We start from the raw sequence: 9,604 nt of genomic DNA on the forward strand, positions 1-9,604 counted from the left end.
TGGACAACCATTAAAACCAAAGACATTTGGGAAACGACAGAAGGAGGCGAAGCAAAATTTTATTATCTGAACGGACAATTAGAAAAAATTACGACCAGACATTTTGGAGAAACATTTCAGCTATTGACTGAATATTATTTACTCAAAGGACAACTTTCATTTGTGTTTGAAAAGTCATATAAATATAACAGACCAATATATCACGACTCGACAGCAATGAAGGAAATGAATGACACAGAAACATTTGACTTTGAAAAATCTGAAATAGTTGAAGACCGAAGTTATTTTGACAACGGGAAACTTCTTCATCAATTAAACAATCAGGACTGTGGTTCACCATTCGCAGACGACTATTTACTTGGCGAACAAAAAAGAATAAAAACGGACTTTGAAAAACTGATTAAACTTGACACGACAAAATAAAAGCCGAACGCATAACAGCACATTTGCAATAGGCGGGGTTTCGTTCTCCGCAGACAGTTTAGGGGTAGCCGAAAGTTTTGTGCTCCGCATAAACATTTGTGGTAAAAATCCCGCCCATCGCAAATCTGCAAAACGTTGTAGGCAATTTTTGACGACCATTACGCAAAGAAAAACCACTTAACATTTAACAGACAAGTGGTTATAAATTTATTAGGACAATTTTAAAATTTTACTGGCATTGACCAAGTATGGCATTGGATTTTCCAAACTGTGTTTTCTAAAATCCACGTAACGGAATATTTTCCTTCGCCAATCACTTTTTGACTTGATAATTCAACATCTTTAAAAATTCCAAACTCAAAAGCTAAGTTTTCAGAAATTGTAAAATTTTCAGGCTCAAAAAAGACATCAACTTTACCTAAACCACCTTTCATAAATTCAAGAATATTTTCGTTACCTTGAATTGTAGGCTTATTTGGTGGAAAAATTAAAGCATTTTTTGAGTAGACAATTTTGAAAGTTTCCGCATCGGCATTGTGCCAAGCATCGGTCCAGATTTGCATTGTGGGTTTTTGAGCCATTAGAAAAGTATTGAAAGTGAATAAAATTAAAACAAATAGAGATTTCATTTATACTTTTCGTTGAAAATAACGAAATCCTGCATCAGTTCCGCCACCACCCAAAGCAATGGCAATATTCAAATGAGCAATAGCTTCTAAATGACGAGCATTTTTAATTCCACCAACTATTAATCCAGCAAAACCTATTTCATCAGCCAATTTCTTTATAGTAGTTGCTGCATCATTATCATCAGAGGCAATGAAGGCTGTTAATTTTTGTCCTTCAAATAGTTGTTTTTCGACTTTCATCACATCAGCAAAAATAGTATTAAAAGCTTTTACAACTTTGCTTTCAGGTAATAAGCGAGCAGTTTGTTCGCCACCACTGTCTTCGCCTAAAAATAAAGGCGACCAATCAGCAATATTGATTGCATTTGTAATATCAACAACAATTTTTCCTTTCAAATTTTCTTTATTTGCACTTAAAACTTCATTCATTGCAGAAAAAGGAATGGCAAAACAAACTACTTCACCAAATGAAATTGCATCTGCTACGGATAACTGATTATCATTCGGGTTTTGTGTGCCATATTTTACGGTATGACCTGCATTCGTAAATAAATTTCCAAGACTTGATGCTACATTTCCAGCACCGATAAAACTAATATTCATAATTTATTATTTAATTTGAGTTGCAAATATCGGAAGGTATAGTTATTTTTGCAAGTAGTTACTAAATTGTATGGTAGTTACCAAAAAGTAAGTATAAAAATGAGAAAAGAAAATTCGGTAAATTTAGAAAATGAACAAGCATTAGAAACGGAATGTCCGTTTATTTTTGCATTGTCATTAATGGGAAAGCGTTGGAAACCAGCTATACTTTGGAAAATGACCGAAGGAATATATCGTTTTGGTGAAATGAAGAGAGCCATCCCTCAAATAAGCGAAAAAATGTTAACACAACATTTGAGAGAATTAGAAACAGACGGACTTATTACAAGGACAATTTATCCTGAAATGCCACCAAGAGTTGAATATGCTTTGACAAAATTAGGTTTATCTTTACAACCGATTTTAGAACAACTTAATAATTGGGGCGAAAAAGCGAAGAAGAGCAAAACGAAGAAATAAAACTGCCTACAACAGCGGTTTTGCAAAAGTGGGGCATTTGTACTAAATTTGAGCATTGGAATTCTAATCAATATTTGTGCTAATATGAACATTTGTGCTTCTAATTCCCCACCTTCGCAAAGCCGCAAAACGTTGGTGGCAACACTATGACGATAGCAACGCAGAAAAAAAACCACAAAAAAAATAGAAAAAAAAAGTGTTTTGCTTTCGCAAAACACTTTTTTTTGTTTTTCTTTAATTGAAAGAAAAACTTCTAAAATCGTTTAAAAAAACTATTTTTGTCAAAACTGAGAAATTAATTAAAATGAAAAATTGGAGTTTAGAAGATAATGTAAATGATTGGGTAAAATCAGAATTTGCAAGAATTAAACAAACTAAATATACTGTAGAATCTGCAATGTCTGATTATCTCAAAAATGCTATTCAACAAGGTGTACTTATTAAACGCATCGAACTCGAAGAAGCAGGAGAAACCGAAAAAGGTAAATCTTGGAAACCCGATTTTCATTTAGAAACTTTTGATATACCAGTTTTAATCGAAAACAAATTAGGTGCGAGTAAATTATCTTCAACCAATGGCGATAAAATCAAAAACGATATAAAATCTGTTAAAAACTTTGCTGTAAACGGAGCTATCCATTATGCACAATGTGCAATAATGAGCAAAAAATACAAAGAAGCTATTGCAATCGGAATTTCAGGCGACAATCCTACTAATGTAACTATACAAGTATATTACGTTTTTGGTGCAACCGATGAAACCTATAAATTAGTAGAAACCTACACAACTTTAGACTTTTTAGAATCTAAAAAATCATTTGCCGAATTTTACAAAGTGGCAAATCTGACAGAAGACGAGAAACATAAAATCCTTATTGACTCGCAAGCCAAACTACAAGAACACGCCAAAAAGCTAAACAAGTTAATGAACAACCACGCCATTACTGCTCCTCAACGTGTGTTGTATATTTCGGGTATGCTTTTGGCGATGCAAGAAATTATAATTGATAAAGATGTTGAAAAAGGTTTAGTTCCAGAAGACTTAAAAGGAATCAATCTTGACAATAAACGTGATGGCGACATCATTGTTACACAAATTGAAAACTATCTAAAATTAAAAGAAATTCCGCAAGACAAACTACATCTTATGATGTCGTCTTTCAAGGAAATCAACAAAGATAACGACCGAGATACAAAAACAGATTTAGACGCAATCGTTGGCGATTTATTGCCAGAAGTTTCAAGCGTCAACAAACAAATATTTACCTACGTTCACAAATATATCTTTCAGTCTATCGATGCTATGAGCGGACATATCGATATTATGGGCGAAATGTATTCCGAGTTTTTAAAATATGCTTTAGGCGACGGAAAAGAAATTGGTATTGTCTTAACTCCTCCTTATGTTACTAAAATGATGACACAAATTTTAGAGGTTGACGAAAACTCTAAAGTGATGGATTTAGCAACAGGCTCGGCAGGTTTCCTAATTTCATCAATGGAATTAATGATAGATTGTGCCGAACAAAAATATGGCAAGAATACAACCAAAGCCATCGAGAAAATAAAAGAAATCAAAAAAAATCAATTACTTGGGGTTGAACTTAATGCCGAAATGTTTACACTCGCATCTACAAATATGATTTTGCGTGGCGATGGTTCGAGTAACATCCGTAAAGGTTCATCATTCAACGAACCATTAAAATTGTACCAAGAATTTCAAGCCGATAAATTATTACTAAATCCACCGTTTAGCTTCAAAGAAAACGGAATGCCGTTTATACTTTTTGGTTTGGCTCAAATGCAAATTGGTGGCAAAGCCGCTATAATCATTCAAGATTCAGCAGGAAATGGTCGTGGCGTTGCAAGTTGCAAAGCTATTTTAGCACAAAACCAATTAGTAGCAAGTATCAAAATGCCTATTGATTTATTCCAACCAATGGCAGGTGTACAAACTTCTATTTATGTAATCGAACACACAGGCAAACCACACGATTATAAAAAACAAGTAAAATTTATCGACTTCCGCAACGATGGTTACAAACGTACCAAACGTGGCATTATCGAACTCGACAACCCAGTACAACGCTATAACGACATTATCGAAATTTATAAAAATGGTTTAACAGCCAATGTTTCAGATACATTATGGAATTTGAAACAAACTGTCGAAATGAGCGTGATAACCAATGCAGGTAACGATTGGAATTACGACCAATACCAAAAAATAGATACAAAACCAACCTTACAAGATTTCAAAAAAACCGTTGGCGATTACCTTGCTTGGGAAGTTTCTAACATACTAAAACAACAAAACGAAAACGAAACCTTGGGAAAGTAGATGCCCTACTCAACGAAAAATTACAAAAAGTGGAGTGGGGAGATTTTAAAATTGGAGATTTGTTTGAAATAAACACCTACAAGAAAAGATTTGATGCAAACAAAGTAAAAATTTTTGATAGTGGTGATTTTCCTTATGTCGTTCGTACAGGTTTAAATAATGGTATAAAAGGATACATTAATGAAGATGAGCAATTTCTAAATGAAGGAAATACAATTTCTTTTGGGCAAGATACTGCTACAATGTTTTATCAAGAAAAACCATATTTTACAGGTGATAAAATCAAAATTGTAAAATCAAAGGACAAAAGATTTAATAAAAACAATGCACAATTTTTTATTTTATCAATGAATAAATCTTTTAGCTCTTTCACTTGGGGTAGCTCGAGTTATAGTGTACAAATAATTCAAAATCAAAAAATTCAATTACCAACAAAAAAAGGTAAAATAGATTATGAATTTATGGAAAGTTTTTTAGCTGAGCTGGAAGCTCAGCGTATAGCTGAGCTGGAAGCTTTTTTATTAGCATCTGGTCTAAAGGATTACTACTTAACAAAAGAAGAACAAAAAGTTTTAGAAGATTTTGAAAATATAGAATGGAAAACATTTAATCTTCAATCTTTATTTGGTAAGTCAACAAGAGGTCAAAGACTAAAAAGCACAGACAGAATTTTGGGTAATTTACCATTTGTAACTGCGGGCGAATTTAATGACGGAATTTCTGCTTTTATAGGAAATGATGTTCACATTTTTTCAGAAAACACTACTACAATTGATATGTTTGGTTCTGCAAAATACCGCAATTACAAATATGGTGGCGATGACCACGTTGCAATAGTTCATACAGAAAATTTACCAAAATTGGCTTCAATTTTTGTTACATCTTCAATACATAAAACATCATCTGCTGGACAATTTAGTTATTCACGTAATTTTTATGCAAAAGATGCAGACGAATTAAATATTTCATTACCAGTAATAAACAACAAACCAAATTACAAACTAATGGAAATTTTTATAACCGCCATTCAAAAACTCGTTATAAAAGAAGTTGTTTTATATGCCGACAGAAAAATAGAAGCAACAAAAAATGTTGTAAGCAAATAATAAATAAATAGCTAACCTTTCGGTTAGCTATTTATTTTAGTATCAATTGTGTAAGAAAAAACAATTTTTATTATTTTTGGTTTAGTATTAATTCAAAACCAAAAAAATTATGGCATCTACTTCCGAAACAGGTCACGCAAAGAATGTAGCAAACTTTCAAGATTTAATTGAGTTCGTTACAGGGTATGGAGCAACCTATAACCCATCAAAAAACAGTTTAAAACTGCCACAACTTATTTCATTAAAAGCATCTGCCGAAGGTAATTTAGCAGACGTAATTTCAAAAAATACAAATTACAACAACAAAGTAAATGAACGCATAACCGCTTTCAGCGGTTTAAAGTCATTTTCTACTCGTTTAGTCAATGCTTTGCAAACTACCGATGCAACACCCGAAACAATCGGCAACGCTAAAACGTTTAACCGCAAAATGCAAGGTAAAAAAGCATCGTCAGCACAAACACCAACCGACCCAAACACACCAGCACCAACAACAATTTCAACAAGTCAGCAATCTTACGACCAACTTATTCAGCATTTATCAGGTTTAACTTCGGTTTTAGAAGCAGAAACAAGCTACACACCAAACGAAACCGATTTACAAGTAGCAACAATCCAAGCAAAAATTGCCGACTTATCAGCGAAGAATACAGCCGTTGCAACTGCATATACAAGCATCAGCAATTCAAGAATTGCAAGAAACGAAACATTATATACTTCTACTACATCATTAGTAGAAACAGCTTTAGAAGTTAAAAAGTACGTTAAGTCAGTTTTTGGTGCAACAAGTCCGCAATATGCACAAGTAAAAAGTATAGAGTTTTCAAAACCTCGATTATAAAGCAACAACATTAAAAAAGAGAAAAAAAAGAATAAAACTTATTGCTCACGCAATAAGTTTTATTCTTTTATGTTTTTGGTTTATTGCTACCCATTTTAGAAAACCCACTACCCTATTTAGGAATATACCAACCATCTTAAAGAATATCTTAAACAAGTTCAGTACTATGTCATAAAACTTTAGAAAACTAATAACCCAAATTAGATATATGTCATAAACCTTTTGATTTATGTCATAAAAATTTAGATATATGTCATACAGTTTTAGATTTATAGTATACAGTTTTAGAAATATAGCAACCTACTTTAGAAATCTTTTAACCTCGTTGAAATAGAAATTTTGTGGTGGAAAGAAGTGCAGCCACCAACAGCCGTTTTGCGCTATTGTGGGGTTCGGTTTTTTTTCCGAAACTTAATTTTTTAAATCAATAATTTGTCTATATTTGTGATGTTCGTCGCTGAAATCCCACAACAGACGCAAAGCGGCGGGACGTTAGTGGCAAGCTTAAAAACCGACACCGAATGATAGTACTTTTAGACCTTGATGGAACATTGACAGATACGGCTCACGAAAAATTCAAGCCTTTTAAAGACGGTAAACAACAAACCGTAATATCTGACATTCCTCTTATTCAAGGCGCAAAAGAATTTATCGCAAACATTCAAGCAAAAGGACATAAGGCAATTATTATTTCCGACAGTCATCCTGACTATGTAAATATCATAGCAAAAGAAATTTTTCAAATTCCAGCTGTTAGTCTTACGGATAAACCAAATATCGAAAAGACTGCGAATTTCATACAATCAAATCAAGAATTAAAAGAACTCTTTGCTAACAAAGATAATTTCATAATGATTGGAGACAGTTGGCTTGACATCGAGCTTGGACGGAGATTGAATATTGCGACTGTGCTGACACAATTTTACAAAGCTACAAGTATTGAAGAACGTGACGGAATTGGTCAAGATTGGAAGCCTATAAAAATGGGTGCAACTTATTACGCTAAAACCTTTGATGAATTAACAAAAATTATTGAAAATCCGCTTAAAGAACTCTTAGCTCTTGAAGCTGTATTTCAAAATGAAAATTCTGACAATATGGTTAAATTTCTTTACCGAAGTTATAGCGGAAATTTTACTGCTTTTAGATGTTTAGCAAGGCAAGACGATGGCGAGTGCGACAGATTTGCAAGAGCAGACAAATATTATCAAATAGACAATCCTGCAAGAAGCCAAGAATTTATTTCATTATTAGCTAAATCAGTATCAAATTATTTGTCAAGAGTTGAAAAATTCCCCGAATATCATTGGGATTTTTTGACTTATGTATCAGATAAAAAAACGACTACACCACCCAACAAAATGAAAGAAATATTTGAACTTGTAAGTTCAAATATTAGCAAAGCGAAATTATTTGAATGGTCAGAAGATGTTGTAGGAAGTTTAAGAAATCAGCCAAACTATCAAACAAGAAGAAATTTTATTTCTACGTATCTCAAAACAGTTGACGGAATTGATTTGAAAGATAAAAGTGTTATTGTTATTGATGACCAATTCACATCTTCTGCAACCGCAAATGAAATTTCGCAACAATTAAGAAACAAAGGAGTAAAAAACATACTATTTGTAGCCTTATTCTATTTAATTTTACCAATTGAAAGTAAAGTTTGTCCAAAATGCGGGAAACTCTTAAAAATCAAAATAAAAAAAATAGATGGAGCTAAATTTTATTCGTGCTTACCACCACAATTTCGAGGAACAGGTTGCGGATATATTGAAAACATTGGGAATTAATGAATGATAATAATAAAATACTTGGGATAATAGCACTTTCAGCATTGAAAGGTATTGGACCTGCCTTTGTAAAAAAGGTAGTTTCAAACGATACATTTCAAACCACTAATTTAATCCAAGAAATACAAAATATTACATCAGCAAATAACAAATCGTTTGATGATGATACAATTTATGATGCAGTTGAAACTGCAAAAGAAATAATCTACAACTGCAAAGAAGAGGGAATTAAAATAATCGAATTAACAAACAGCAATTATCCAATACTTTTAAAAGAAATAAAAGACCCGCCATCCGTTATCTATTGCAAAGGTAATCTTGATTTACTTTACAATAAAACTGTTTGTATTATTGGAACAAGGGAACCAAATGAAAACGCTGTGAAAATTTCAGAAAGAATTGGTTCATTTTATTCAAACTCAAATTGGGCAATTTGCAACGGACTTGCGGAAGGAGTTGATAATTTTTCCATTAAACTAAACGAGAAAATTCATAAAAATGTTATTGGAATTTTAGCAGGCGGACTAAACTACAATACAAAAAAAACTCTACTGAAAAAAACTGCTGAAAATGCAGAAAAAACAATCGAAAGTGGCGGACTTTTAATTTCAGAAATGCCACCAGATAAAAAGGAAGATACTTTCTCGGTAGTTAAATCTTGTAGAATACAAGCAGGACTTTCTAATGGACTAATTTTAATCCAAAGTTCTTTGGACGGCGGTTCTCGATTTACGACAAAAGCATTTTGTGAAACCCAAAGACCATTTGCTGTTATAAATCCAGTTCCATCAGACTTTGAACTGCCAACCTATAACGCAAATAAAGAAATTATTCAAAACGGCAAAAATGGGCTTTCTAAATTTACGGATACAAAGGAAGATAAAATACAAACTTCAAAAATATTTGTAATTAAATCAAAAGATGACTACACGGAATTTGAAACTTTAATGACGAGCAAAACAAAAAATATCGAACAATTTAACACAATATTATTCAGTTAACAGAACAAAGCCAGCCACTAACAAGGGTTTTGCAATAGTGGGGCGAAACTGCAAAGTTCAACGGTAGTTCTTCGATTGAACTTTTGTACAAAATTGAAGTTTTGTACTTCGATTGCCCCACCATCGCAAAGCCCCGAAACGTTACCAGAAACGCCATTGAAGATTCGGCATAAAAACAACGTTCTGAATACTGGACAAACTTGAATCGTAAAAGAATCTGAATCCAGACCAAAATTCTTTGCGCTGAGAGGTCTGAATTCATTTTCTATCGGACTGAAAAAAAACGCTGACGAAAATTCTCAAAAAAAACGCTGACTTAACGGAATTTTCGATGATCATTTCTGACAACTTTTCGGACCACTTCTACCCGACTCTGACAAAAACTGCTGGACAAAATCTTGCTGGACA

At 33.0% G+C, this 9,604-nt stretch carries 8 protein-coding genes and 1 pseudogene; 7 read left to right on the top strand and 2 right to left on the bottom strand.

Annotation, left to right across the window (positions count from 1 at the left end):
- Positions 1-423: pseudogene (locus F564_RS20805) on the top strand (hypothetical protein); the annotation flags it as partial.
- A gap of 221 nt (positions 424-644) precedes the next feature.
- Here the strand turns inward: F564_RS20805 and F564_RS0116950 are convergent.
- Entirely contained in the window at positions 645-1,052 is a 408-nt protein-coding gene (locus F564_RS0116950; protein WP_028123650.1) for a nuclear transport factor 2 family protein, read from the bottom strand.
- Positions 1,053-1,655, bottom strand: a complete 603-nt coding sequence (locus F564_RS0116955) for an NADPH-dependent F420 reductase (protein ID WP_028123651.1) — start codon at positions 1,653-1,655, stop codon at positions 1,053-1,055. It abuts the gene before it with no gap.
- Between the two features lie 99 nt (positions 1,656-1,754).
- Between F564_RS0116955 and F564_RS0116960 the strand changes: the two genes are divergently transcribed.
- From F564_RS0116960 to F564_RS0116990, 6 genes are all read left to right on the top strand, one after another.
- Positions 1,755-2,114, top strand: a complete 360-nt coding sequence (locus F564_RS0116960) for a winged helix-turn-helix transcriptional regulator (RefSeq protein ID WP_034981909.1) — start codon at positions 1,755-1,757, stop codon at positions 2,112-2,114.
- A gap of 304 nt (positions 2,115-2,418) precedes the next feature.
- Entirely contained in the window at positions 2,419-4,455 is a 2,037-nt protein-coding gene (locus F564_RS0116970) for an HsdM family class I SAM-dependent methyltransferase (RefSeq protein ID WP_028123653.1), read from the top strand.
- Positions 4,456-4,484: 29 nt separating this feature from the next.
- Positions 4,485-5,561: a restriction endonuclease subunit S gene (locus F564_RS0116975; protein ID WP_028123654.1), complete on the top strand. Its 1,077-nt coding sequence runs from the start codon at positions 4,485-4,487 to the stop codon at positions 5,559-5,561.
- A 109-nt stretch (positions 5,562-5,670) separates the two neighbouring features.
- Positions 5,671-6,402, top strand: a complete 732-nt coding sequence (locus tag F564_RS0116980) for a hypothetical protein (protein ID WP_028123655.1) — start codon at positions 5,671-5,673, stop codon at positions 6,400-6,402.
- A 521-nt stretch (positions 6,403-6,923) separates the two neighbouring features.
- Positions 6,924-8,195 (top strand): hypothetical protein, encoded by a 1,272-nt coding sequence (locus tag F564_RS0116985; RefSeq protein ID WP_028123656.1) that lies wholly within the window; start codon positions 6,924-6,926, stop codon positions 8,193-8,195.
- Positions 8,195-9,196 carry a DNA-processing protein DprA gene (locus F564_RS0116990; RefSeq protein ID WP_028123657.1) on the top strand — a complete coding sequence of 334 codons (1,002 nt, stop codon included), beginning with the start codon at positions 8,195-8,197 and terminating at the stop codon, positions 9,194-9,196. Before F564_RS0116985 ends, F564_RS0116990 begins: the two co-directional genes overlap by 1 nt.
- Positions 9,197-9,604 lie beyond the last annotated feature (408 nt).

Origin of the sequence: Epilithonimonas tenax DSM 16811, from assembly GCF_000428485.1 — a bacterium.
Taxonomy (GTDB): domain Bacteria; phylum Bacteroidota; class Bacteroidia; order Flavobacteriales; family Weeksellaceae; genus Epilithonimonas; species Epilithonimonas tenax.